The 25842-nt window shown below is 73.5% G+C and carries 20 protein-coding genes and 1 pseudogene; 9 read left to right on the top strand and 12 right to left on the bottom strand.

From position 1 onward, the window contains the following. The 4 genes and pseudogenes from EBO15_RS26930 to EBO15_RS26915 form a co-directional block, all read right to left on the bottom strand. Window positions 1-550, bottom strand: a pseudogene (locus EBO15_RS26930) (thiol reductant ABC exporter subunit CydC); the annotation flags it as partial. Next, the gene (cydD, locus tag EBO15_RS26925; protein ID WP_122197241.1) at window positions 547-2127 is read right to left on the bottom strand and encodes a thiol reductant ABC exporter subunit CydD; all 1581 of its coding nucleotides are present in this window, start codon (window positions 2125-2127) and stop codon (window positions 547-549) included. The gene cydD and the pseudogene EBO15_RS26930, both read right to left, overlap by 4 nt. A 28-nt stretch (window positions 2128-2155) precedes the next feature. Further along, window positions 2156-3166: a cytochrome d ubiquinol oxidase subunit II gene (gene cydB, locus EBO15_RS26920; RefSeq protein WP_122197240.1), complete on the bottom strand. Its 1011-nt coding sequence runs from the start codon at window positions 3164-3166 to the stop codon at window positions 2156-2158. A gap of 13 nt (window positions 3167-3179) precedes the next feature. After that, a complete protein-coding gene (locus EBO15_RS26915; RefSeq protein WP_122197239.1) occupies window positions 3180-4577 on the bottom strand; it encodes a cytochrome ubiquinol oxidase subunit I in 1398 nt (465 codons plus the stop codon). Window positions 4578-4752: 175 nt separating this feature from the next. On the opposite strand from EBO15_RS26915, the gene aroA reads away from it, so the two are divergent. Genes aroA through EBO15_RS45455 form a run of 3 tightly spaced genes read left to right on the top strand, consistent with a single transcriptional unit; the run spans window position 4753 to window position 8747 of the window. Continuing rightward, a complete protein-coding gene (aroA, locus tag EBO15_RS26910) occupies window positions 4753-6063 on the top strand; it encodes a 3-phosphoshikimate 1-carboxyvinyltransferase (protein ID WP_122197238.1) in 1311 nt (436 codons plus the stop codon). After that, a complete protein-coding gene (gene rsgA, locus EBO15_RS26905; protein ID WP_378239256.1) occupies window positions 6060-7079 on the top strand; it encodes a ribosome small subunit-dependent GTPase A in 1020 nt (339 codons plus the stop codon). Before aroA ends, rsgA begins: the two co-directional genes overlap by 4 nt. 39 nt (window positions 7080-7118) lie before the next feature. Then, window positions 7119-8747 (top strand): serine/threonine-protein kinase, encoded by a 1629-nt coding sequence (locus EBO15_RS45455; protein ID WP_199744827.1) that lies wholly within the window; start codon window positions 7119-7121, stop codon window positions 8745-8747. A gap of 67 nt (window positions 8748-8814) precedes the next feature. Here EBO15_RS45455 and EBO15_RS26895 read toward each other — a convergent pair whose 3' ends face one another. Next, entirely contained in the window at window positions 8815-9669 is an 855-nt protein-coding gene (locus tag EBO15_RS26895; protein WP_122197237.1) for a hypothetical protein, read from the bottom strand. A 111-nt stretch (window positions 9670-9780) separates the two neighbouring features. Between EBO15_RS26895 and hisN the strand changes: the two genes are divergently transcribed. From hisN to lhgO, 3 genes are all read left to right on the top strand, one after another. Continuing rightward, entirely contained in the window at window positions 9781-10593 is an 813-nt protein-coding gene (gene hisN, locus EBO15_RS26890) for a histidinol-phosphatase (RefSeq protein ID WP_122197236.1), read from the top strand. A 211-nt stretch (window positions 10594-10804) separates the two neighbouring features. Further along, a complete protein-coding gene (locus tag EBO15_RS26885) occupies window positions 10805-10996 on the top strand; it encodes a hypothetical protein (RefSeq protein ID WP_122197235.1) in 192 nt (63 codons plus the stop codon). Window positions 10997-11079: 83 nt separating this feature from the next. After that, entirely contained in the window at window positions 11080-12258 is a 1179-nt protein-coding gene (gene lhgO, locus EBO15_RS26880) for an L-2-hydroxyglutarate oxidase (protein WP_122197234.1), read from the top strand. 25 nt (window positions 12259-12283) lie between these two features. Here lhgO and EBO15_RS26875 read toward each other — a convergent pair whose 3' ends face one another. From EBO15_RS26875 to EBO15_RS26865, 3 genes are all read right to left on the bottom strand, one after another. After that, window positions 12284-12778, bottom strand: coding sequence for a GNAT family N-acetyltransferase (locus tag EBO15_RS26875; RefSeq protein ID WP_122197233.1), 495 nt, complete (start codon window positions 12776-12778; stop codon window positions 12284-12286). A 71-nt stretch (window positions 12779-12849) separates the two neighbouring features. Next, window positions 12850-14313, bottom strand: coding sequence for a carboxylesterase/lipase family protein (locus EBO15_RS26870; RefSeq protein ID WP_122197232.1), 1464 nt, complete (start codon window positions 14311-14313; stop codon window positions 12850-12852). A gap of 60 nt (window positions 14314-14373) precedes the next feature. Next, window positions 14374-14988: a TetR/AcrR family transcriptional regulator gene (locus EBO15_RS26865; RefSeq protein ID WP_122197231.1), complete on the bottom strand. Its 615-nt coding sequence runs from the start codon at window positions 14986-14988 to the stop codon at window positions 14374-14376. 87 nt (window positions 14989-15075) lie between these two features. On the opposite strand from EBO15_RS26865, the gene EBO15_RS26860 reads away from it, so the two are divergent. Continuing rightward, the gene (locus tag EBO15_RS26860; protein ID WP_122197230.1) at window positions 15076-15927 is read left to right on the top strand and encodes an oxygenase MpaB family protein; all 852 of its coding nucleotides are present in this window, start codon (window positions 15076-15078) and stop codon (window positions 15925-15927) included. Window positions 15928-16056: 129 nt separating this feature from the next. Next, window positions 16057-17517, top strand: coding sequence for an aldehyde dehydrogenase family protein (locus EBO15_RS26855; protein ID WP_122197229.1), 1461 nt, complete (start codon window positions 16057-16059; stop codon window positions 17515-17517). Window positions 17518-17542: 25 nt separating this feature from the next. Here the strand turns inward: EBO15_RS26855 and EBO15_RS26850 are convergent, their stop codons facing one another. Beyond that, window positions 17543-18346, bottom strand: coding sequence for an SDR family oxidoreductase (locus EBO15_RS26850; RefSeq protein ID WP_122197228.1), 804 nt, complete (start codon window positions 18344-18346; stop codon window positions 17543-17545). Continuing rightward, the gene (locus EBO15_RS26845; protein ID WP_122197227.1) at window positions 18346-19695 is read right to left on the bottom strand and encodes a cytochrome P450; all 1350 of its coding nucleotides are present in this window, start codon (window positions 19693-19695) and stop codon (window positions 18346-18348) included. Before EBO15_RS26845 ends, EBO15_RS26850 begins: the two co-directional genes overlap by 1 nt. 276 nt (window positions 19696-19971) lie before the next feature. On the opposite strand from EBO15_RS26845, the gene EBO15_RS46900 reads away from it, so the two are divergent. Beyond that, window positions 19972-20943, top strand: a complete 972-nt coding sequence (locus tag EBO15_RS46900) for a L,D-transpeptidase family protein (protein ID WP_122197226.1) — start codon at window positions 19972-19974, stop codon at window positions 20941-20943. Between the two features lie 15 nt (window positions 20944-20958). Here the strand turns inward: EBO15_RS46900 and EBO15_RS26835 are convergent, their stop codons facing one another. Both EBO15_RS26835 and EBO15_RS26830 read right to left on the bottom strand, forming a co-directional pair. After that, complete coding sequence (locus EBO15_RS26835) at window positions 20959-23940, bottom strand: alpha/beta fold hydrolase (protein WP_122197225.1); 2982 nt, start codon at window positions 23938-23940, stop codon at window positions 20959-20961. 161 nt (window positions 23941-24101) lie between these two features. Then, window positions 24102-25793: an AMP-binding protein gene (locus EBO15_RS26830; RefSeq protein WP_122197224.1), complete on the bottom strand. Its 1692-nt coding sequence runs from the start codon at window positions 25791-25793 to the stop codon at window positions 24102-24104. Between the last annotated feature and the right edge of the window lie 49 nt (window positions 25794-25842).

Genomic DNA, 25842 nt, shown 5'->3' with positions numbered 1-25842 from the left:
GGCGGGCCCCGGACGCGGCGAGCAGCGGCGCGACCAGTCCCCCGGCGAGCAGCCCGGCCAGCAGGGCGGCCCCCGCGGACGGCAGCAGCCACCACTCCAGGACGACGGCCCCGCCGCACGCGATCGCGGCGGACGCCATCGGCAGGACGCCGCGCAGCCAGCGGTCCGCGACGCCTTCGGCGTTGTCGAGGACGACGCCGAGCGGCCCGCCGTCCCCGCTCGGCCGGACGGCCGGGGTCAGGTCGGCGAGCCGTTCGAAGACGCGCACGCGGGTGCGCGCGAGGAGCCGCAGCGCCGCGTCGTGGGAGACGAGCCGTTCGGCGTACCGGAGCACGCCGCGTCCCATGCCGAACGCGCGAACCGACACGATCGCGACCATCAGGTACAGGACGGGCGGGTGCTGCGAGGCCCGCGAGATCAGCCACGCCGAGGTCGCCATGAGCGCGATCCCGCAGGCCAGCGCCCCGGCTCCGGCCAGGACGGCCAGCCCGAGCCGGAACCCGGGCCGCCGCGTCGCCATCTCGTGGGCCGTCGTCTCATTCGTCGTCATGCGGGCACCGCCACTGCGTCGGCGTCGAGGCGGACGAGGTGGTCCGCGCGTTCCAGGAGGGCGCTGCGATGGGTGGTCGCGATGACCGTCCGGCCGCGCAGCGGGCCGTCGAGCAGGTCGAGGATCTCCAGTTCGGTGCGGGGGTCGAGGTGCGCGGTCGGCTCGTCCAGCAGGACGAGCTGGGTGTCGAGCACGTCGATCCGCAGGACGGCCCGCGCGAGCGCCACGCGCTGCCGCTGCCCCGCCGAGAGCGCCGCCCCGTCGGCGTCCAGCGAGGTGAAGCGGGTGACGCCGACCGCCTCGGCGGCGCGCCGCACGGCCTCGTCGGACGCGCCGGGAACGGCGAGCGCGATGTTCTCCGCGACCGTCCCGGCGATGAGGAACGTCCGCTGCGGCACCCAGGCGACGCCGCGCCGCCACTCGTCCCCGGGTGTGGCCTCGGAGCCGTCCGCGAGGACGCGGCCGGACGCCGCCGGGGTGAACCCGAGCAGGACGTCCAGCAGGGTCGTCTTGCCGAGGCCGGACGGCCCGGCCAGCACGGTCAGCTCCCCGGCCGGGGCCGTGAAGGAGAACGGGCCGACCACGTCGCGGCGCTCGACCGTGACGTCCTCGACGCGGATCTCCCCGCGCGGGCGCGCCGACCCGCCCTCGGGGACGGACCCGCCGGGCGCGTCCAGCACGGCGAAGATCTTCTCGGCCGCGGCGACGCCGTCCTGCGCGGCGTGGAACTGCGCGCCCGCCGCGCGCAGCGGCAGGTACGCCTCCGGCGCGAGGATCAGGACGAACAGGGCGGTCTCGAACGTCAGCGACCCCGACACCAGCCGCAGGCCGACCGAGACGGCGACGAGCGCGACCGACAGGGTGGCCGCGACCTCCAGGACCAGCGCGGACAGGAACGCGATCTTCAGCGTGCCCATCGTCGCGCGCCGGTGCTCGCCGGTGATCCGCTCGATCTGCGCGGCCTGCGCCTTCGCCCGCCCGAACGCCTTGAGCGTGGGCAGGCCGGTGACGACGTCGGTGAAGTGCCCGGCGAGCACCTCCAGGCTGCGCCAGCGGCGGCGCGTCCGGCCGGCGGTGTAGAGGCCGATCAGCGCGCCGAACATCGGGATCAGCGGCAGCGTCACCGCGACGATCACGGCCGACTGGAGGTCGGACACGGCCAGCGCGACGACCACGGTCACCGGGACCACGACCGACAGCACCAGCTGCGGCAGGTAGCCCGCGAAGTAGGGGTCGAGCGCGTCGACCCCTCGGGTGACCAGCGCGGTGATCTCGCCGGACGAGCCGTCCGGGCGGTCCCGGACGACCTTGTCCAGCACCCGCGCGCGCAGCTGCGCCTTCACTCCGGCGGCGGCGCGATGGGCGGCGACCTGCTGCCCCCACACCAGCAGCCCCCGGAACGCGACGACGCCGAGCAGCGCGAGCGGGACGGTCAGCCGGGCGATCCCGTGGGCCAGGAGCGCCGCCTGCGCGAGCGCGCAGGCGGCGGCCAGACCGCCGGACACGGCGCAGGCGACCAGGTAGGGCGCGGTCGCGCGGGCCTCGCGGACGAGCCTCGGGTCAAGCGGTCTGGGCATCGGGAACCCGTTCCTCGTGCGCCGGTTTCTAATGTGCCTGGTAGGCGGGGATGTCGCGCACGCCGATGCGCTTGCGGAACACCCAGTACGTCCAGCCCTGGTAGAGCAGCACCAGGGGCAGGAAGACCACCGCGACCCAGGTCATGATGCCGAGGGTCTTCGGCGTCGCGGACGCGTTGTCCACGGTCAGGCTGTTCGCCGGGTCGATCGTGGACGGCAGCACGTTCGGGTACAGCGACACGAACAGCGTGACCACCGCGAAGACGATCGCGACGCCGGAGAGCGCGAACCGCCAGCCGTCCCGGCCGTCCGCCCGGGTCATGACCCAGGACGCGACCAGCGCGAGCGCGGCCACCACGGCGGTGATCGCGGTCGCGACCGAGCCGTGCTCGACCTGCGTCCAGATCAGGAACAGCGCCGCCAGGACGATGGTCGCGACGCCGACCCTCGCGGCCAGGGCGCGGGCCCGGTCGCGGATGTCGCCGTGGGTCTTCAGCACCGCGAAGACCGCGCCGTGGAAGGTGAACAGCAGCAGCGTCGTGAGGCCGCCGACCAGGGAGTAGACGTTCAGCAGGTCCCAGAACGAGCCGACGTACAGGTGCCGTCCGTCCAGCGCGACACCGCGGACGATGTTCGCGAACGCCACGCCCCACAGGATCGCGGGCAGCAGCGACCCGAAGAAGATCGCCAGGTCCCAGCCGTCACGCCAGCGCTTGGAGTCGCGCTTGCCGCGGTACTCGAACGCCACGCCGCGCACGATCAGCGCGACCAGGATGATCAGCAGCGGCAGGTAGAACCCGCTGAACAGGGAGGCGTACCACTCGGGGAAGGCGGCGAAGGTCGCGCCGCCCGCCGTGAGCAGCCACACCTCGTTGCCGTCCCAGACCGGCGCGATCGTGTTGATCAGGACGCGCCGCTCGGTCTCGTCCTTCGCCAGGACGCGGGTCAGGACGCCGACGCCGAAGTCGAAGCCCTCGAGGAAGAAGTAGCCGATCCACAGGACGGCGATGGCGATGAACCAGAGGTCTTGGAGATGCATCGTCGCGGTCCCCTCAGTACGCGAAGGCGAGGGGCTTGTCCTCGCCGTCCGACTCGTCGGGCTCGGGGGTCACGTCCGGCGGGTCGGACTTGGCGTACTTGACCATCAGTCCCACCTCCACCACGGCCAGCCCCCCGTAGAGCAGCGTGAACACGATCATCGAGGTCAGCACGGAGCCCGCGCCGACGGTCGGGGACACGCCGTCCTTGGTCTGCATCAGCCCGAACACCACCCAGGGCTGCCGCGCCATCTCCGTGAAGATCCATCCGGCGGAGTGCGCGATGAACGGGAGCGCGACGGCGAGCAGGGATGCGCGCCAGAACCAGCGGGAGTCGGGCAGCCGCCCGCGGCGGGTCAGCCACAGTCCGGCGAGCGCGATCAGCGCCGCCAGCCCGCCCGCGCCGATCATGACGCGGAAGCCCCAGAAGGCGACCGGGATGATCGGCCGGTAGTCGCCCGGCCCGTAGAGCTGCTGGTACTCGGCGTTCAGGTCGTTGATGCCCTTGACCTCGCCGTTCCAGCTGCCCGTCCCGAGGAAGGACAGCAGGTGCGGCACCTGCACCTGGAAGAGCGGCCGCGAGCCGTCCAGCGTCCCGATGGTGAGGATGGAGAAGGACGCGGGCTTCTCGGTGTTGTAGAGCGCCTCCGCGGCGGCCATCTTCATCGGCTGCGTCTCGGTCATGACCTTGCCGAGGAAGTCACCGGAGATCCCGACGCCCAGGAACCCGACGAGGGTCGCGACCAGGCCGAGCCGGAACGAGGTGCGCATGACCTCGGTGTTGCGCTTGCGCGCCAGGTGCCAGGCGGCGATCCCGGAGACCAGGACGCCCGCGGTGACCCAGCAGCCGAAGATCGTGTGGGGGAAGGTCGCGAGGGAGACCTTGTTGGTCAGCACCGCCCAGAAGTCGGTGAGCTCGGCGCGGTTGCGTCCCTGGTCGAAGCGGTAGCCGACCGGGTGCTGCATGAACGAGTTGGCGATCAGGATGAAGTACGCCGACAGCATCGTCCCGATGGCCACGGCCCATATGCAGGCGAGGTGGACCGCCCGGGGCAACCGGTCCCAGCCGAAGATCCACAACCCCAGGAACGTCGACTCCAGGAAGAACGCCAGCAGCGCCTCGATCGCCAGCGGCGCCCCGAAGATGTCGCCGACGAACCTGGAGTAGTCCGACCAGTTCATGCCGAACTGGAACTCCTGCACGATCCCGGTCACCAGGCCCATGCCGAAGTTGATCAGGAAGAGCTTCCCCCAGAACTTCGTGGCCTTGAGGTATCGCTCCTTGCCGGTGCGCATCCATGCGGTCTGCAGGATGGCCACCAGGAGAGACATGCCGATCGTGACCGGCACGAACAGGAAGTGGTACACGGTGGTCACACCGAACTGCCACCTCGCGAGAAGCAACTCGTTCACGCCTTGCCTCCTCGATCTACTACAGAGCGTAGATCTACTACACAGCGTAGAACTTAGACCCACCGGCCCGGCCGGACCGGGGTGTGAATCCGGTCATTGCCCCAAACTTGGCGAGAATTTGCCCAAGCCGGTTCCGGGCCCGAAGCGCCCTCCCCCGGCCCGATAGCCTGGACTCATGCCGCTCTCCCAACCCGAGCGCGACTGGGTCGCGCCCGTGGCGCACGGCCCGGTGAACGCCGTCGTTCCCCTGCCCGGCTCCAAGTCGATGACCAACCGGGCGCTGATCCTCGCCGCGACCGCGTCCGGCTCGTCCCGGATCGGGCATCCGCTGGCCAGCCGCGACACGCGCCTCATGGCGCACGCGCTGCGGGCCCTCGGCGCCGACGTCCTCGAGACCGACACGGCGGCGGAGGACGGCCAGGACTGGCTGGTCGACCCGGGCGAGCGCCTGCGCGGCCCCGCCGACATCGACGTCGGCCTCGCCGGGACGGTCATGCGGTTCCTGCCGCCCGTCGCGGCCCTCGCGGACGGCGACGTCGCGATCGACGGCGACCCGTACGCCCGCCGCCGCCCGATGGGCCCGATCCTCGACGCGCTCCGCGCGCTCGGCGCCGACATCGACGACGGCGGACGCGGCGCGCTCCCGTTCACCGTCCGGGGGAGGGGCGGCCTGCGCGGCGGCACCGTCACCCTGGACGCGTCGGCGTCGTCCCAGCTCATCTCGGGTCTGCTGCTGTCCGCGCCCCGGTTCGGCGAGGGCGTGGAGGTGCGGCACGAGGGGCCGCCGGTGCCGTCCGCTCCGCACCTGGCGATGACGGTCGCGATGCTCCGCGAGGCCGGGGCCGTCGTGGACGACACGCGCCCGGACGTCTGGCGCGTCGAGCCCGGCGCCCTCAAGGGACGCGACTGGGACATCGAGCCCGACCTGTCGAACGCGGCGCAGTTCCTCGGCGCGGCCCTGGTGACCGGCGGACGGGTGACCGTCCCCGGCTGGCCGCCGGCGACGACGCAGCCCGGCGACGCGCTGCGCGGCCTGCTCGCCGACATGGGCGGCGAGGTCGCCCTGGGCGCGGACGGCCTGACCGTGCGCGGCGGCTCCGGCTTCCACGGCCTCACCGCCGACCTGCACGACGTCGGCGAGCTCACGCCCGTGCTGACCGCGCTCGCCGCCCTCGCGGACGGGCCGTCCCGGCTGACCGGCATCGCGCACCTGCGCGGCCACGAGACCGACCGGCTCGCCGCGCTCGTCACCGAGATCAACGGGCTCGGCGGCGACGTCCGCGAACTGCCGGACGGCCTGGAGATCCACCCGCGCCCGCTGAGCGGCGGCGTCTTCCACACCTACGACGACCACCGGATGGTCATGGCGGGCGCCGTGCTCGGCCTCGCCGTCCCCGGCGTCCGGGTCGAGAACGTGGGCACCGTGGGCAAGACACTTCCCGACTTCACCGAACGGTGGGCCTCGATGCTGACCACGGCCGGATAAGGGGCGGACCACTGGCACGCCGAACACGCGACTACGACGAGGACGACGTCCGGATCCGGCCGGGACGCAAGGGCTCCCGGCCGCGCACCCGGATCCGTCCCGCGCACGAGGACGCCGTCATCGCGCTGGTGACGGCCGTCGACCGGGGCCGCTACCGCTGCCTCGTCCAGGGCGGCTCCGGCGACCGCGAGGTCACGGCCATGCGCGCGCGCGAGCTCGGCCGCAAGAGCGTCGTGGTCGGCGACCGCGTCGCCCTGGTCGGGGACGTATCCGGCAGGCCCGACACGCTCGCCCGGATCGTCCGGATCGAACCGCGGACGTCCACGCTGCGCCGCACCGCCGACGACACCGACCCGTTCGAGCGGGTGATCGTCGCGAACGCCGACCAGCTCGCGATCGTCGCCGCGCTCGCCGACCCCGAGCCGCGGCCCCGGCTGATCGACCGGCAGCTCGTCGCCGCCTACGACGCGGGCATGGACCCGCTGCTCGTCCTCACCAAGGCCGACCTCGCGCCCCCGGCGTCCCTGCTGGAGATCTACGAGCCGCTCGGCGTCCCGTATGTGGTGACGCAGCGCGGCGGCGAGACGGCGGAGCTGCGCGAGCTGCTCACCGGACGCGTCACCGTGCTCGTCGGGCACAGCGGCGTCGGCAAGTCCACGCTGGTGAACGCCCTGGTCCCGGACGCGGGCCGGGCCGTCTCGCACGTCAACGCCGTCACCGGGCGCGGACGGCACACCTCGTCGTCCGCGCTGGCCCTGGAGCTGCCGGACGACGCGGGCTGGATCATCGACACGCCCGGCGTGCGGAGCTTCGGCCTCGCGCACGTCAAGCCCGAGAACGTCATCGACGCGTTCGAGGACCTCGCCGAGGGCGCGGCCGAGCGGTGCCCGCCCCTGTGCGACCACCTGCAGGACGACTGCGGGCTCGACTCGTGGGTCGCCGACGGCCACGCCGGGCAGGCCCGGCTCGACTCGCTCCGCCGTCTGCTGCGCAGCCGGGAGGGCGAGCCCGAATAATTCGGGACGACCCCGGACGTATCGGTATGGTCTGGGGCCATGCCCCCCAAGGTGATCGCAGGGCGGTACGAACTCCTGGAGGTGCTCGGCCGCGGCGGGATGGGCGCCGTGTGGCGCGCCCGCGACCGGACGCTCGACCGCGAGGTCGCGGTCAAGGAGGTCGACCTCCCGCCGGGTCTCTCCGGCGACCAGCTCCGGCAGGTCCACGAGCGGACGTTCCGCGAGGCCCGGTCCGCGGCCCGGCTCGACCATCCCGGCATCGTGACCGTCCACGACGTCGTCGAGGAGGACGGGCGTCCCTGGATCGTCATGAGCCTCGTCCGCGCGCCCGCGCTCGACACGGTCATCGGCCGGCAGGGCCGTCCGCTGCCGCCCGCGCGCGTCGCCGCGATCGGCCTCGACCTGCTGGACGCGCTGCGCCACGCGCACGCCGCCGGGGTCGTCCACCGGGACGTCAAACCCGGGAACGTGCTGGTCAGAGACGACCGCGCCGTCCTGACCGACTTCGGGATCGCCTCGATCGCGGGCGACGAGACGCTGACGCGGACCGGCGTGGTCGTCGGCTCCCCCGCCTACCTCGCGCCCGAGCAGGCCCGGCACCAGAAGGCGACGCCCGCGTCCGACCTGTGGTCGCTGGGCGCGACCCTGTACGCGGCCGTCGAGGGGCGCCCGCCGTACAAGCGCGACGACGTGTGGGGCGTCATGGCCGCGCTCCTCGCGGACGAACCGGACCCGACGCGCCTCGCCGGGCCGCTCACGCCCGTCCTGGCCGGGCTGCTCCAGCGCGACCCGGACCGCCGGATGGGCGCGGACGAGGCCGAGCGGGCGCTGCGCCAGGTCGTCCAGGCGCCCCTGTCCGTCCCGGCGTCCCGGCCCGTCCCGCCGCCACTGCCGGGCGCTCCCGTCCTGGAGCCGCCCAAAGACCCTTCGGTGAACGGCCTGCCCTTCCCGCCACCGTCTCCCCCGCCCGGCTACATGGACGTACCGACCCAGCCGCCGCAGAGGCATGTCACGCGGGTCTCGCTTCCGCTGATCATCCCGGCCGCGGTGTTCGGGGTGCTGCTGCTGGTCACGGCCATCGTCCTGATCAACTTCCTGCACGGCACCAAGGAGAACGGCGCGGGCGTCGGCAGCTCCCCGACGACGGGCGCGACGAGCGGCGGCACGAGCGGCGGGACAACCGGCCAGACCTCGTCACCAGGCCCGCAGCCCGTCCCCAGCGGCTACACGCGCTACGACGGCGCCGCCTTCACCGCCGCCTACCCCAAGGGCTGGAAGGTGAACGACAGCGGAAGCGAACCCACGTTCCAGGACCCGGCGCCCGGCGTCGTCCGAGGCATCTCGGCGTTCCGGACGTCCGGCCTGTTCATCAGCAACGCGCTGACGCTCGACCAGGTCAGCACGTCCCTCAGCCGGAGCGGCGACTACCGCGACTACCACGAGGTCGCGCGGAAGAACTCGGTGCCCGTCGCCGGGCACGACGCCGGGGAGCTGGAGTTCACCTTCACGCGCACGACCAACGGGAAGGACGTCCCGGGCAGGGCCAAGGTGCGGGTCTTCGCGGTGAGCGGGGGCGCGGAGGGCATCCTCCTCGCCGCCGCGCAGAAGGACTGGGACGGCGGCCAGGCGGCCTACGAGGAGTTCTGCGCGTCCTTCCGGCTCAAGTGAGGGGCCGGCTCAAGTGAGGGGCCCCTCAAGTGACCGGCCCCTCAACTGACCGGCCGCCCCGGGGAGGTCAGCTCTCGGCGAGCAGGTCGAACAGCGTCGCCGCGCGCGCCTCGGTCTCCTGCAGCACCCGGACGTGCTCGGGCGCGAGCTCCTCGACGCAGTCGGTCATCGCCTGCGTGACGTGCGAGAACGCCGTCTCCTCGGCGCCCCGCAGCGCGGCCCGGACGGTCGCCGACCGGGCCCCGAGCGTGGCCCACTCCAGCTCCAGCCGCGCCACGGCCTCGTCGAACGTCCGGGACAGCTCGGTGCTCTCCTCGCGCAGCTCGTCCGGGACCTGGCCGCGCCCGGCCTGCCGGGCCCGCGTCGACAGGCCGGAGATGCGGCTCGCGAGCCCCAGCCCCTCCCGCGCCATCGGCAGGACGCCGTGGATCAGCTCGGTGACCGCCTTCGCCAGCTCCTCCACCCGCGTGAGCAGGGTCTGGGTGGCCTCCTCCAGCGCCGCCGACGTCCTCGCGGCGACCTGCTCGGCGACGTCCCGCTGCCGCCGGGTCAGCTCCGGGACGATGTCGCCCTCGAGCCGCCGCCGCAGCTCCCGCGCGCGCCCGCCGGACCGGTCCGTGGTGCGGACGCGCTCGAGCCACTCGGCCCAGATCCGCTCCACCCGCTCGGCCCCGGACGCCGCGATCTCGGCGGTGATCTCGTCCATCGCCTCACCGGCCCGTGTCTTCAGCCGGTCGACCCGCCCGTACAGGGCGTCCCGCTTGAACGGGTCGTTCAGTTCGTTCAGCAACGCCTGGAGCCTGCGGGACACGTCGATCGCGTGCTCCGCCAGCGGGACGAGCCGGTCGGCGAGTTCGTCGAGCGTGGAGGCCCGGCGCGGGTCGGTCAGCTCGGCCACCCACCCGGGAAGGTCGTGCGCCATGCGGCCATCGTCCCATCCCGGCACGCTCCGCCGCCCCTCCGCCACGCTCCGGCGGCGACCTTGGGGGGATGGCTGTCGCCGGACGAGCAGGTCACGGTAGCGTGTGCGGCCGTGGCGAGCTTTTCCGATGACCTGCGGCTGGCGCATGTGCTGGCGGACGCGGCCGACGACATCACCACCAGGCGGTTCCGGGCGCTGGACCTCACGATCGAGACCAAGCCGGACCTGACCCCGGTCAGCGACGCGGACCGCAGTGTGGAGGAGCAGATCCGCTCCACGCTGAGCCGGGCGCGGCCCCGGGACGCGGTGCTCGGCGAAGAGTACGGGCGCACCGCCGGGACCGGGGCCGGCAGGCGGTGCTGGGTCATCGACCCCATCGACGCCACCAAGAACTTCGTCCGGGGCGTCCCGGTGTGGGCGACGCTCATCGCGCTGATGGAGCACGACGAGGTCGTGGTGGGCGTGGTGTCCGCGCCGTCGCTGAACCGGCGCTGGTGGGCGATGCGCGACGGCGGCGCGTGGACGGGCCGCAGCCTGAACCGGGCGCAGCGGATCCAGGTGTCGCAGGTCACCGACCTGTCGGACGCGTCGCTCTCCTTCTCCTCGCTGAGCGGCTGGGAGGAGCAGGGGCGCCTGGACCGGTTCCTCGACCTCACCCGGTCGGTGTGGCGGACACGGGCGTTCGGCGACTTCTGGTCGCACATGATGGTCGCCGAGGGCGCCGTCGACATCTCCGCCGAACCCGAGGTGTCGCTGTGGGACCTGGCCGCCCTCCAGGTGATCGTCGAGGAGGCGGGCGGCATGTTCACCGACCTGTCCGGCATCCCCGGACCGGACGGCGGCAGCGTCGTGTGCACCAACGGGCAGCTGCACGCCGAGGTGCTGAAGGCCCTCGGCGGCGGGCGCCTCACCCTCCGCGTCTGACCCGCTCCCGGGCCGCTCCGAGGCCGCTCCCGGGGCCGCTCCCCGCCCGTCCCGCGACCGTCCCGCGACCGGCGTGGCGGCGTCCGGGGCGCCTGCCTGCGGGATCTTCCCGGGGCGCGGCGCTCGACCACCGGGGAAACGCGACATATCGTGGAACCGGCGGCCCGCCCCGGCCGTCTGAACAAGTGGGCGGCCGTATGGAGGTTCGGACATGTCATCGCCGGCAAAATTCGCCATCGGCGGCGTGATCGTCGCGTTGGTGCTCTGGCTCTTCCTGCCGACCTGGGTGGTCGGTCTCCTGGTGCTCGCCGCGATCGGCATCCCGGTCGCGGGGTACCTGATGCTCGACCCGTCGCAGCGCAAGCGGGTCCGCTCCCAGGGCCGCAAGCGGCTCGGCAGCTGACCGGCGCCTGACGACCCGGCCGATGGCCCAGGCGGGCCTGGGCAGTGGAACGGTCCGGGTCGTAAGGTGCCCGGGTGACCGGAATGCGCATCGGCGTGATCGGCGCGGGCATCCTCGGCCTGGCCGTGGCGCGCCGTCTGGGAGAGGTCCGTCCGGGCGCGGAGATCACCGTCCTCGACAAGGAGGACCGGGTCGCCGCGCACCAGACCGGGCACAACAGCGGCGTCGCGCACGCGGGCCTGTACTACGCGCCCGGGTCGCTCAAGGCGACCCTGTGCCGCCAGGGGATCGTCCTGCTCAAGGAGTACTGCGCCGAGCGCGGCCTGCCGTACGAGGAGTGCGGCAAGGTCGTCGTGGCGCGGACGACGCGCGAGCTGGAGCCGCTCCTGGAGATCGAGCGGCGCGCGACCGCCAACGGCGTCCCCGGGCTGCGGCGGCTGACGGCGGCCGGGCTCCGCGAGGTCGAGCCGAACGCGCGGGGCGTCGCCGCGCTGCACTCCCCCACGACCGCGATCGTCGACTTCCCGGCCGTCGCCCGGTCGTACGCGGCGGACGTGGTGAAGGCGGGCGGCGAGGTCCGGCTCGGGTTCGAGGTGGTCCGCATCGCGCGCCGGGGCGACCGGGTCGCCGTCGCGTCCCGGGACGAGGAGCTGGTGTTCGACCGGCTGGTGATCTGCGCGGGACTCCAGTCCGACCGGGTGGCCCGGCTGGCGGGCGACGGCCCGGGTCCGGCGATCATCCCGTTCCGCGGCGAGTACTACCGGCTGACCAGGCCGGACCTGGTGCGCGGGCTGATCTATCCCGTCCCCGACCCGCGCTACCCGTTCCTCGGCGTCCACTTCACGCGGCGGGTGGACGGCGGCGTGGACGTGGGCCCGAACGCCGTCCTCGCACTGGCCCGCGAGGGCTACCGCCGGCGTGACCTGAACCTCCGCGACGTCCGGGACACCCTGACCTGGCCCGGTTTCGGCGCGCTCGCCCGGCGGCACTGGCGGACGGGCGCGAAGGAGGTGTACGGGTCGCTGTTCAAGCCCGCGTTCGTGCGGGAGGCGCGCTCGTTCGTCCCCTCGCTGAGGACGTCGGACGTGGTGCCCGCGCCGTCCGGCGTGCGCGCGCAGGCCATCGACCCGGACGGCTCGCTCGTGGACGACTTCCGCATCAGCACGCTGGGGCCGGTCACGTCCGTCCGGAACGCTCCCTCGCCGGGGGCGACGTCGTCCCTGGCCATCGCCCGACACATCGTCGCCGAGGCGTTCGGGTAGGGGGTTCCGGGCCTCCCGGGTCCCCTTAGCGGAGCGCCTTCCGCATGACGACCGTCGGGCGGCCCTTCGCCACGTCCGGTCGCCGGCCGACCTCCGTGTGGCCGAGGGCCGTCCAGAACGCGAACGCCTCGGGGTTGTTCTCCAGTACGCCGAGGCCGACCGCGGTCGCCCCGCGCTCACGAAGCCGCGCCTCCACCGCGCTCACGATGGCCCGCCCGAGGCCCCGCCGCCGATGCCCGCCGTGCACGAGCAGGAACCCGATCCACGGATACCCGTCCCGCGGGTGGTGCAGGAGCAACTCGACATACCCGACGAGCACTCCGTGCTCGTCCCGCGCGGCGAGCGCCTCGTGCCCGTCCACGTCCGCCTCGGCGCGGACCATCTCCGCGACGGCCTCCCGCGTCACCGCGTCCGGGTCGAGATCGCCGCTGTACCGCCAGTAGTCCGCGTTGGACGCGAAGACCCCGTGCAGTGCGGAGATCTCGGCCTCGCCGAACGTCACCGGCATCAAACTGATCATCCCGCGACCCTCCCAGCCCGCCTCCGGCCGCGCACCCCGATTTTCCGCGCGGACGGAGGCGGGCGCGGAGGTCACTCGTCCCAGAGGCTTCGGAGCGGGTCGTTGGAGGTGGTGGTGAGGGGGTTCTTCGGGTCGCCGAAGCGGCGGGTCCGGCGGGTTCCGGGGGTGTACTGGGGCCAGCCGGGGGTGCCGGAGGTGGCGTAGTCGACCCAGGCCTTGTGCATGGTGTCGGCGAGGGGCTGGGGCGGGTTGGGGCCCGCGAGGCCGTCGGGGTCGAGGGTGCCGAGGGTGTCGAAGACGAAGCCGATCTCCAGGGCGTGGCAGGCGCCCAGGTCGTGGACGGGGCTGCGCCAGGTGAACTCGTACATCCAGGTGCGGGCCCGGTGGGACTCGGCGACGCGGATCGCGGGGATGCGGAAGACGGCCTCGCTGATGACGGAGGCCAGCTGCTCGCCGGGGGTGGCGTGGAGCTCGCGGTGGGCGTCGACGACACGCGCCGGAACGCCCATCGCCGACGCCGTGGACGTCATGATCTCGCCGGTGATGAGGCCGGCCAGGCCGTTCGGCATGAGGAAGAAGCGGAACTCCTCGGAGTTGTGGCCGATGAGGAGGTCGGTGTCCGCGCCCGCGCCGTCCGCGATGGCCTCCTGCGGACGGCGGGTGAGCAGCTCGCCGTCCAGGACGGGGACGTGGGACATCGCCGTCCGCGCGGTCGTGGCGCCCCAGCGTCCGGGATCGGGGAGCATCGAGACCTCGGCCGCGATGGCCGCCTGGACCGGGATGATCCGGGACGGCGGGAGCTCGGCGAAGGCCGCCGCGGTCGGCTCGACGCCGAGGCGCGCGGCGGTCTCGGCGGTGACGAGCGCGGCGTCCTCGGCGGTCTGGGCGGCGTTGCCGGCGCCGCTCTGGGCGACGGCGCGGCGGAAGAGGCCGAGGTCGAGGGAGAGCAGGGTGGTGACGCTCATCGCGCCCGCGGACTCCCCGAAGACCGTGACGTTGCCCGGGTCCCCGCCGAAGGCGGCGATGTTGTCGCGGACCCACTCCAGGGCGGAGATCTGGTCGAGCAGGCCGCGGTTGGACGGGGCGTCCGGGAAGTGCGCGAAGCCTTCGACGCCGAGGCGGTAGTTGAGGGTCACGCAGACGACGCCGTCGCGGGCGAAGTTCGCGCCCGCGTAGGTGGGGACGGCACCGGAGCCGTTGCGGAACGCGCCGCCGTGGATCCAGACCATGACGGGCAGGCCGGAGCGTCCGGGGTCGGGCGTCCAGACGTTGAGGTTGAGGAGGTCGTCGCCCGGGACGGCCGGTTCGGGCAGCAGCCGGTCGAAGGGCCTCGGGTAGCCGGGCTTGGGGGCGGTCGGGCCGTACTCGACGGTGTCGCGGACGCCGTCCCACGGACGCGGCGGACGCGGCGCCCGGAAGCGGTTCTCACCGACGGGCGGCGCGGCGTAGGGGATGCCGAGGAAGGCCGAGACGCCGTTCGGGAGGACTCTGCCTCGGACCTTGCCGTGGCGGGTCGCGACGATCGCCGACTCCATGCGCGCCTCCGGTTCTAGAACAGGATTCGGAGGTTGCAGCCTAACCCGGCAGGGCGCGGTCTACCCCGGCAGGAGGCGGGTGAGGTGGACGCGGGCGAAGGCGCGGATCTCGGCGTCGTCGCCGAGCGGGATGCCGCCGTCGGGCAGCAGCAGCACCGACACCGCGACCCGCAGCATCACCTCGGACGCGACGGAGATCTCGGCGGGGTCGGCATCGGGCAGCGCGCGGCGCAGCCGGGCCGCGAGGATGTCGCGGGCGGCCAGCAGCACCGCGCCGCCGTTCATCCCGAGCTGCCGGACGAACACCTCCGGCTCGCTCTGCAGGACGCGGGTGATCAGCGGGTGCGTGCGGGCGGCGGCGAGCCCGGCGGCGAAGCCCTCGACGACGGCGTCCGCGGCGTTCTGCCGGCTCGCGGTGGCGTCCGACAGCGCCGTCAGGAAGTGGCGGACCTCGCGCAGGTGGACGGCCTGGAGCAGCAGTTCCTTGTTGGTGAACCGGCGGTAGATGGTCGTGCGGGCGACCCCGGCGCGACGCGCGACGTCCTCGACGCTGACCCGCCGCAGCCCGTAGGTCACGAACTCGGCGAGCGCCGCGTCCAGGATGCGGGTGTCCAGGTCGTCGGGGTCCGGGGCGGCCTCCAGCAGCCCGGCCAGCGGGAACGCGTCCATCGTCATGACCGAAGCCTATGCTGGCCGAGAGAGAGGAACATAGTTACAATCATGATGCCTTTGTTCCTCTCCGGCCACTCCCGGCGGTGACCCATGACGGCCACGACCCCTCCCACTCCCCTCGGTCCGACCTCGTTGACCTGGGCCTACTTCGCCGATACCCGGATGCTGCTGGTCGGGCCGCGCGCCGCCGTCCTCCAGAACATGCTCCCGGCGCTCGGCCAGGGCGTTCTCGACCACTCGGTGTTCTTCGACGAGACGTTCGCGCGAATCAAGCGCTCGACCGGGCCGATCCTCGACACGATCTACGGCGGGGCGGACGCCGCCGCGTCCGGACGCCGGGTCCGCGACTTCCACCACGGCATCAAGGGCGTCCTGCCGGACGGCACCCGCTACCACGCGCTCGACCCGGACACCTACTTCTGGGCGCACGCGACCTTCCTCGACCATCTGGTCCACGGGATCGAGACGTTCGTCCGGCCGCTGACCACGGCCGACCGGCGGCGCCTCTACGAGGAGTCGAAGACCTGGTACCGGATGTACGGGGTCAGCGACCGGAACATGCCCGCGACCTGGGAGGACTTCGAGGCGTACTGGGAACGGACGCTCGCGGGGGGCATCGTCGCGCACAAGACCGCCCGGTACGGCGTCGGGTACGTGACCAAGGGCCTGCCCGCGCCGCCGAAGGTCCCGAAGGCGCTCTGGCGCGCGGTGTCGCCGCCGCTGAACGCCGTCGCGCGCTTCCTCACGGTCGGCGGCTGCCATCCGCGCATGCGCGAGCTGCTGGACCTGCCGTGGAGCGAGGCGGACGAACGCCGGTACCAGCGGTTCGCGGCGGGAGTGCGGCGTCTCGCCGTCCTTTGGCCGGTTCTGCCGGACGTCGTCCGATACCTTCCACAAGCGAGGCGCGCCTTCGCCCGCGACGGCAGGCCGCGCGTCCGCTGACCCGCGCTCCCCGAGTCGGCCGGATCGCTTTCCGCTGGGCGGAAAGCCCCGGCGCGCGGACGCCGGTCCAGGGCGGAGACTGCGCGGAAACCGACAGGTCGCGACGGCGCGGCCCCTGAAGGAGTCACCATGCCCATCACCCGCGACCTCCTGATCGGCGGCAAGGACGTGCCGGCCCGCTCGGGGCGGACCACAGGCGACGTCTCCCCCTACACCGGCGAGGTGTACGCGACCGTCGCGGCGGCCGGGCCGGAGGACGTCACGGCGGCCGTGGACGCGGCGGACGCGGCGTTCGAGGCGTGGGCGGCGCTGTCCCCCTTCGCCCGCCGAGCGATCTTCCTCCGCGCCGCGGACCTGCTGGACGAGCGGGCGGGCGAGGTCATCGCGCTGATGGCGGCCGAGGTCGGCGGGACGGCGCCGTGGGCCGGGTTCAACGTGATGCTCGCCTCGAACATCCTGCGCGAGGCCGCCGCCGCGATCACCGCACCGCGCGGCGAGGTGCTGACGGCGCAGCAGGAGGGCGTGCTCGGCCTCGCGGTCCGCGAGCCGGTCGGCGTGGTCGCCGCGTTCTCCCCGTGGAACGCGCCGGTCATCCTCGGCGTCCGGTCGGTCGCGGCCGCGCTCGCCGCCGGGAACACCGTCGTGATGAAGCCCAGCGAGGACGCCCCGGTCGCCTGCGGCCTGCTCGTCGCGGACGTGCTGCGCGAGGCGGGCCTCCCGGACGGCGTGCTCAACGTGGTCACCAACGACCCGGCGGACGCCGCCGAGATCGCCGAGACCCTGATCGCGGACCCGCGCGTCCGGGCGGTGAACTTCACCGGCTCCACCGGGATCGGCCGGATCATCGGCACGCACGCGGCCCGGCACCTCAAGCCCGCGCTGCTGGAGCTGGGCGGCAAGAACGCGATCATCGTCCTCGAGGACGCGGACCTGGACTACGCCGTCGACGCCGTGACGTTCGGCGTGTTCATGAACGCGGGCCAGATCTGCATGTCCGGCGACCGGGTGCTGGTGCACGAGTCGCTGGCCGCCGCGTTCACCGAGAGGTTCGCCGCCAAGGTCGCGGCGCTGCCGTCCGGGGACCCGTCGGTGCCGACCACCGTGATCGGGCCGCTGGTCACGCGGACCGCCGCCGAGCGCGTCGCGGCGCTGGTCGAGGACGCCGTGGCCAAGGGCGCCACGGTCGTCACCGGCGGCGGCGAGCCCGACGGCGCCGTCCACCCGGCGACCGTCCTCACCGGCCTGCCGCGGGACGCCGAGCTCTTCCACGGCGAGGCGTTCGGGCCGGTGTGCGTGATCGACACCTTCGCCACCGACGACGAGGCCGTCGCGAAGGCCAACGACACCGAGCACGGCCTGACCGCCGGGATCATCACCGAGAACGGCACCCGCGGCCTGCGCGTGGCGCGCCGCCTGAAGACCGGGATCGTCCACGTGAACGACCAGTCCGTGGGCGACGAGCCGCAGGCGCCGTTCGGCGGGTTCGGCGTGTCCGGGTACGGCCGGTTCGGCGGGCGCTGGGGCCTGGAGGCGTTCTCGAACACCCGCTGGGTGACCGTGGCCACCGAGCAGGCGCACTACCCGTTCTGATCCCGGGAGCCCGCCGGTCCCCGCGCTAGCCCCGGATGCGGGCGTCGTAGGACCGGCGGGCCTCGTGGTCCCAGTCCAGGAAGACCTTGTCGAGGCGGTACGTCCGCATGACGGCCTCCCGGACGCGCTCCGGGAACAGCTGGCCGAGCCGCGTCGGGACGCCGAGGCGCGCGGGGACGACGACCTGCGCGCGCGGCCGCCCGACGACCGCGACGACGGCGTCCGCGACGTCCCCGGGCTCGCAGTTCCGCTGCCCGCGCGGCGACGACGTCCCGGCGATGAGCTCGGTGTCGGTGAAGGACGGCAGGACGGCGCTCACGTGCACGCCGCTGCCCAGCGTCTCCAGCCGGGCGGCCTCGGTGAACGCGACGACGGCGGCCTTGCTCGCGTTGTAGAGCGCGAGGCCGGGCGTCGGGAGCAGGCCCGCGAGCGACGCGATGTTCACGACGTGCCCGCGTCCGCGCGGACGCATCCGGTCGAGCGCGAGCTTGGTGCCGAGCATGACGCCGTGGACGTTGATGTCCAGGCAGCGGCGCGCGTCCGCGTCGGACTCGCCGGTCACGGGCCCGATCGGCATGATCCCGGCGTTGTTGACCAGGACGTCCACGGGCCCGTGCGCGACCTCGGCCTCCGCGAGGAACGTCTCGAACGACTCGCGCGACGTGACGTCCAGCGGGAGGGCGGTCACGCCCAGCTCCTCCCCCGCGGCCTTCACGGCGGACTCGTCGACGTCGCCGATGACGACCGTCCCGCCCTTGGCCTTGCACGCGCGCGCGGTCGCGAGGCCGATCCCGCGCGCTCCGCCGGTGATGACGACGACCTTGCTCATCAGAGACGCTCCAGGTGGACGGGGAGACCGTCCTTCGGGGACGGCAGGGACGTGGTGTCGAGCGGCCAGGTGTAGCGTCCGGGCACGCTCCACCGGTACCGCAGCAGCCACTGGTGCATGACGCTCTTGACCTGCATGCCGGCGAAGTGCAGGCCGATGCACTTGTGCGCGCCGCCGCCGAACGGCGACCAGGCGTACTTGTGGGCCTTGTCCTCGCGCCGCTCCGGCGAGAACCGGGAGGGGTCGAACCGGTCCGGGTCCGCCCAGATGCTCTCCATCCGGTGGTTGGTCAGCTGCGGGACGACCACGGTGGTCCCGGCCGGGATGTGGAAGCCGAGCACCTCGGTGTCCTTGACGGCCTTGCGCGGCAGCGCGGGCACCGGCGACACCAGCCGCAGCGCCTCCTTCATGGCCGCGTCGATGCCGGTCATGGCGTCCAGGTCGGCGTGGTCGAGGACGGGCCTGCCGAGCGCGAGCGACTCGTCCCGCAGCCGCTCCTGCCACTCGGGGTACTTGGCCAGGTAGTACGCCATCGTGGTGAGCGTGATGGTGGTGGTGTCGTGCGCCGCCATCAGCGCGAAGATCATGTGGTTGACGACGTCCTCGTCGGTGAACCGGTGGCCGTCGTCGGTCTCGGCCGCACAGAGCGCCGCGAACAGGTCGTCGCCGCCGTCCCGGCGCTTGGCGGGCAGGTGCGTCCGGAAGAAGTCCTCCAGCGTCCTGCGCGCCCGCAGGCCCTTCTGCCAGCGCAGGCCGGGCACCGGGAAGCGGACGTAGGCCGTCCCGGCGCGGACGGCGTCGACGAACGCGCCGTTGATCCGGTCGGCCTCCGCGCGGTCGAGGTCGACGCCCATGAACACGTCGGTGGCGAGGTCGAGCGTGAGCTGCTTGACGTGGTCGTAGACCTTGAAGCCGCGGCCGGGGACCCACGCGTCCAGGCCCTTGCCGATGCTCGGCGCCAGGGTCTCCTGGTAGCTCTGGAGCCGCTTCCGGGTGAACGCCTGCTGCATGATGCGCCGGTGGTGCAGGTGCTCCTCGAAGTCGAGCAGCATGATCCCGCGGGTGAAGAACGGCCCGATGAAGAAGCCCCAGGCCGGGCCGTTCGCGAACGCCTTGTCCCGGTTGACCAGCACGGCCTCGGCGGCCTCCGGCCCCTGGACGGTCACCGCGCGCTGGCCGAGCAGCCAGGACCAGCTGACCGGGCCGAACTGCTCGTACCGCTCCCGCGACAGCTCGAACGGATGCCGCATCGCCCGCAGCGTGCTCCCGACGAGGGGGATCCCCGGATCGCCGATGACGGGCTTGAGGTCGCTGCCCGCCGGTGGGGCGGCGAGGACGCGTGCGGCCATGCGGTACCTCCTTGGCACTCGGACACGGCGGCCGCCGGGGGTGGCGGCCGGTGCGTCGGGTGCGCTACAAAAGATCAATATTTGTTCCTCTGTTGTAGCGTGCCGCCTCCCGCGTGTCCAGCCCCTGGCGCTCTGCCCGGTACCGGAAGCGCGCCCTCCCCCAGGGGAATCGGCTCGCTTCCAGCGTCGTCCAGGGGAGATGGGCTGGTAAAGGTTGAGTTCGCCGCCGGGTGTCACCGGACGCGGGCAGGGGTCGGGCGGCCTAACGTCCAGGCCATGCTCGCCGGTCTCGCGCTCGCCGCCACCTCCGCCTTCGCCGTCTCGTCCGTCCCTGTCCACGCGGCGGCCGCCGCGCCGGTCTCCGCCGAACCCGCCCGCGCCGTCCGCGCCGTCCACGCCGTCCGCGCGGACCCGTTCCCGGGCGACTACGAAGAGTTCCCCTGGTTCGACCCCGCCGGGGCCTTCGGGCCCTCGTTCATGGGGACGAACGGCGCGTCGGGGGCGGCGAAGGGCAGGCCCGACGGCCCGGCGGATCCCGAGTCCGCCGGACGGCCGGGCTCCGCCGCCGTCCACGCCGCCCAGCCGATCAGGCCCGCCGCCAAGCCGCAGGGGAGGCCCGCCGCCGAGCCGAAGGGGCGGCCCGCCGCCAGGCCCAGGGCGCACCGGCCCGCGGGCAAGGCCGTGGACCTCCGCGCCGTCCAGCTCCGCCTCAAGAAGCTGCACTACGTCCCCGGACCCGCGAACGGCGCCTACACCGAGTTCACCAAGGACGCCGTCTGGGCGTTCCAGAAGGTGAACGGCATGGCCCCCACGGGACGCCTGAGCAGGCGTTTCATGCACGCGCTCGCCCACCCGCGGCGGCCCCGGCGGCTGACCGCCGACCGGACCCGCAACCACGTGGACATCGACGTCCGGCACCAGGTCCTCACCGTGTACCGGGGCGGGAGGATCCGGATGATCTCGCACATCTCCACCGGCTCCGGACGCCACTACTGCGAGAAGGGCCACTGCGGCATCGCGCACACGCCCATCGGCGACTTCCGTGTGACGCACCGCGTCAACGGCTGGCAGCGGTCCCCGCTCGGCTACATGTACCGGCCGCTGTACTTCCACCTGGGCTACGCCATGCACGGCTCACTGGCGGTCCCGAACCGGCGGGCGTCGCACGGCTGCATCCGGCTGCCGATGAACGCCGGGGACGCGCTGCCCCACATGGTGAGGAACGGCGAGCCCGTCCACGTCCACTAGTGACGCCGGCGCCCGTCAGCGCAGGAGGCGGTTCCGGGCCTCGGCGGTGAGCGGGCGGTAGGCGCCCGCCGGGTCGCGGTAGTACGTCTCCCCCGCGTCCGGCTCCGGCACGCCCTCGGCGCGCAGCGCACGGGGATCGAGCCGGTGGCCGGGCGTGACGGGGATGGCGGCCACGATCCGGACGACCGCCGGACGCAGCTCCGGCTCGACGCGCAGCAGCGTCTCGGCCAGGTCGACCGGCTTCAGCTCGCTGCCCGCGCACAGCGTGATCGCGGCGGCGACCAGCTCGGAGTCACCGGCCGGGACGCCGTAGACCGCGACCGCGTCCACCTGCGGGAGGTCGCCGAGGGCGTCGCGCGCCGGGCCGGGCGGGACGATCCCGGCGGCCGTGCGGACCAGCTCGGCGTCCCGTCCGACCAGCCAGAAGTCGCCGCCCTCGTCGCGGCGGAACAGGTCGCCGGTGACCTTCCAGGCGTCCTCGGGCGCGAACACGCCGCGCAGCGGGCGCCGCCCGAGCTGGACGGTCTCCGGCCGGACGCGCGCCAGCAGCATCCCGATCTCGCCGGGCGCGCTCTCCACCGCGAACCCGTCCGGGCCCTCGACGAGCCGCCCGTCCTCCAGGTCGTAGCGGGCGAGCCGGACGTCGGCGCTGCCGGGCAGCGGGCGTCCCAGCGAGCCGGGCTTCTTGCCGCTGAGGTTGACGAGCACCGCCTCGCCCTCGGTGGACGCGTAGAACTCCAGCACGCGCGCGGGCGCGAACCGCTCCTCCACGCGCCGCCACAGCCCGCGCGGCATCCCGGACCCGATGAACAGCCGCACCGGATGGTGCAGCTCGGCCGGGTCGGGCGGGGCGTTGACGAGGTCGCGCAGCAGCGTCCAGGTGTAGGACGCGACGGTCACGCCGTAGCGGCGCGCCTCGTCCCAGAACGTCTCGGGGTCGTAGGCGGACGCGAGCGCCAGCCGCGACCCGGCCGCCGCAGCGCCGCCGAGGCTCATCATCAGCGCGGACGGATGCTGGAGCGGCGTGATGGAGAAGACCGTGTCGGCCGGGGACAGCGCCGCCGACGACGCCGTGCCGAACGCCGACAGCGCCCACCGCCGGTTGGTGACGCGGTTCGCCCGCGTGTGCTCGCCGTCGCCGGCGAACAGGACGAACGCGGCGTCGCCCGCGCGGCCGGGGTTCGGCCGGTACCAGGCGGGGAGCGGCACGGCGTCCGGGTCGATCGCCTCCATGTCGGGGACGTCCGTGCCGTCGCGGCGCTTCCGCACACCGCCCAGCAGGTGGACGGGCAGCCCGAGCGCGGCGGCGGCGGACGCGTTGTCGGGGTCGGCGATGACCCTCGTGACCCCGGCGAGCGCGGCCTCACGCCCGGGGTCGCCGTCCGGGCGCAGCAGCACCGCGACCGCCCCGAGCCTGCTCAGCGCCGCGACGAGCGCGAGCGCCGTGGGACGCGTGTGCATGAGCACGCCGACCGGGTCGCCCTGCCGGACGCCGATGTGGATCAGGCCCTTCACGACGGCGTCGATGCGCTTCTTCGCCGCGTCCTGCGTGTAGGCGCGCCCCTGGTAGAGGAAGAAGACGTCGTCCGGCGCGCGGTCGTGCTGCTCGTCCAGGAGGAGGCCGAGCGACATGCGCGTGTCGTGCTGGATGCGTTCCAGGCGGGCGAGCCGGGGCAGGTTCTGCGTCGCCTCGTGCGCGAGCAGGCGACTGCCGTGGACGGCGCGCGTCGCCGTCCGGACGGCGGACCGCAGCGTGTTCGTGCCGATCCCGAGGGCGAGGTTGAAGCCGTAGCCGGCGGCCCCTCCGGGCGGCGCGGGCGAGGCCGCGTCACCCGCCTCCGGATCACCGCTGCGTTCGCCGTCCACCCTGCGCACCGGGGACGGGAGGTCGGCGGTGCCCGCCCGCCAGCGGGCCCATGCGGCGACGGTCGGCCAGGTCTGCGCCATGGCGAGCGTCCCGACGACGAGGCCGAAGTGCCCGGCGCGCAGCGCCACCTCGTACACCTCGGCGCGCGGCGCGGCCCGCCGGATGCCGCGGACCATCGGCGGCGAGGCGATCTCGTCGACCTCGCCGACGAACATCAGCACCGGGCAGGTGATGTCGGCGAGCGTGACCAGCCGGTCACCGATGACGAAGCCGCCGGTCAGCATCCGGTTGTGCTGGATGAACTGGCGGACGAACTCGTTCAGCGCCGGGCCGGGCCAGGCGACCCAGCCGGTCCGCTCGAGGAACTGGCGCTGCCGCTCGCGCGGCGCGAGCGCCTCGCGGTCGTGCAGCTGGAACAGGAAGTCGACCCGGCTGCGCACCGACTTCACCGGGCTGAGCAGCTGGAACCCGGTGCGCGTCACCCAGCCGGGGACGTCGAAGTTGCGGAGCAGCACGTCCGGGACGCGTTCGGCGGCGTCGGTCGCGAGCCAGCTCGGCAGCCCGAACGGCAGCGCCACGGACGTGTCGGCCGGGCTGCCGAACGTCACCAGCGACGCGATGCCGCGGCTGCGCCGGTAGGCCGCGGTCTGGTAGACGAACATGCCGCCCTGCGAGTAGCCGCCGAGGTGGACGTCGCGTCCGGTCGCGGCGCGCACCCGGTCGATCGCGTCGCTGACCGCGAGGACGTGGTCGGTGACCGTCCGCTCGAGCCCGCCCGGCTCGCGCTCGGGGGCGCCGAAGTCGACCACCCACGGGTCGACGCCGAGCCGGTGCAGCTCGGCGACCGCGCTCACCCGGGACGAGATGTCGTACACCTCGGCCGTGATCATCAGCGGCGGGACGAGCAGCATCACCGGCCGCTTGTCGTCCTCGGGAGCACTCGCCTGGGAAGGAGACCCGGAAGGAAAGTAGTGGCGGAGGCGGTAGATGCGCCGCCGCGCGACGACCTCGCTGGGCGAGGCGTCCTCGTCGGTGGCCAGGCCGCCGAACCGCGCCACCTCCAGGGCGTTCTGCGCGGTCGACCCGAGCCGCGCGCCGAGCCGGAGCAGGGACCTCGCACCAGAGGGCATCGTCGACCTTCCGCCGGTCACGCCATGGACACCGCTATCGACTGTTTTATCAACATGCGATGACCCACGCGTGTGATCTTGCGCCTGACGAAGGTCCAACGTGCCCGACTTCACACCCTGTTCCCGGACGGGCACCCTTCGCCCGCCCGGGAACGCGAGTCCTACTCCGACGCCAGGCGGGCGTTCGGGAGGCGGCCGTCCCGGAACTGCTCCCACATGAAGCGGCGGCGCGGCTTGCCGCTGGACGTCCGCTGGATCAGCCCCGTCCCGACGATGATCGTGACCTCGACGTCCTCGCCGACGCGGCGGCGCAGCATCTCGCGAACGTCGCCCGCCCACGCGTCGTCGTTGGTCTCGGCGAACAGCGCCAGCCCCTTCCGGCCCGCGCCCGGCACGGCCGTGACCGTGATCCGGCCCTTGCCGAGCCGGGTGACCTCGGCGATCCGGGCCTCTAGGTCCTCGACGTAGACGGACCGTCCGCGCACCTTGATGCTGTCGCCCATCCGCCCGAGGACGAACAGCCGTCCCTCGTGGAAGAACCCTGCGTCTCCGGTCAGAACGAGCCTGCCCCGACCAACCGACCCCGACCGACCTCCCGGGCCGTCCGCGAACCGTGTCGACTTGCCCTCGGCGCCCGCGTAGTAGCCGGGGCACGCGGACGCGCCGCCGACGACGATCTCGCCCAGCAGCCCCTCGGCCAGCTCGTTCCCGTCGTCGTCCAGGATCCGGACCGGGACGTCCTCCTCCGGCGTGCCGCAGCCGACGATCCAGCCCGACTTCGCGCCCTTGGACTGCGCGCCCAGCTCGTGCTGCTCGAGGATCCGCACCGGCTCGCCGAACGCCAGCGACGCCGGATCGGGCCGGACGGCCAGTGGACGCCGCCACACGTGGTCCATGGTGACCAGCAGCGTCGTCTCGGCCATGCCGTAGGCGGGGTTGAACGCCTCGCGGTGGAACCCGAACGGCTCCAGCAGCTCGGCGAAGACCTCCAGCGAGTGCGGGTCGATCGGCTCGGCGCCGATCAGCGCCATCCGCCAGCCGGACAGGTCGACGCCCTCGAGCTGCTCGGGCTTCACCCGCCGCGCGCAGTAGGCGTACGCGAACGGCGGCGCGGCGGTGTGCGTCGCGGTCGCGAAGCAGCGGATCCAGCGTGCGGGGTCGCGGATGAAGTGGTCCGGCCGCATCAGCTTCAGGTCGCACTGGAGCGAGATCGGGGTGATGAAACAGCCGATCAGGCCCATGTCGTGGTAGAGCGGCAGCCAGGTCGCGACCTCGTCGCCGTCCCGGAACCCGGCGGTGCGCGCGATCAGCTCGCAGTTGGCCTCCAGGTTCTCCCAGGTGACCATGACGCCGCGCGGCTCCCCCGACGACCCGGACGTGAACTGGAGGATCGCCAGTTCCCCGGCGGGCTGCACCTCCGCCTCGTCCTCGGCCTGGCGGGGGGCCCACGGCTCGCCGTCCAGCCCGGCGTCGGCCATCGCGCGGGCCGCGAGCGGGGCCAGGTCGTCGGACGCGATGGTCAGCACCGGCCTCGCCTGCCGCAGGATCGCGGCGACGTGCGCGACGTAGTCGTCGCCGTCCTGGAACAGCGGCGGGGTGACCAGGCAAACCGTGGCGCCGGCCGCCCAGACCCCGAAGTAGGTCTCCACACAGGTGAAGTCGGTCGGCAGGACGACGCAGACCACGTCGCCGGGCCGGACGCCCGCCTCGATCAGCGCACCGGCGGTGCGCCGCGCCGCGGACGCCAGCCGGCCGTAGTCGCGGTGGTCCCAGCCGCCGTCGTCGGTGGCCAGGCTGACGCCGCGTCCGGTGTTCGGCTTGTCCAGCCAGTCCCGCAGCAGTGCGGATGCCATCGGTGTCCCCTTATGCGCTTTCTCCCGGTCACTCCCGTGACTCGTGGGT

It is taken from the genome of Actinomadura harenae, from assembly GCF_003696215.1.
GTDB lineage: Bacteria > Actinomycetota > Actinomycetes > Streptosporangiales > Streptosporangiaceae > Spirillospora > Spirillospora harenae.
Note: the sequence above shows the minus strand (reverse complement) of the source record. Positions and strands in the feature narration are given on the sequence as shown.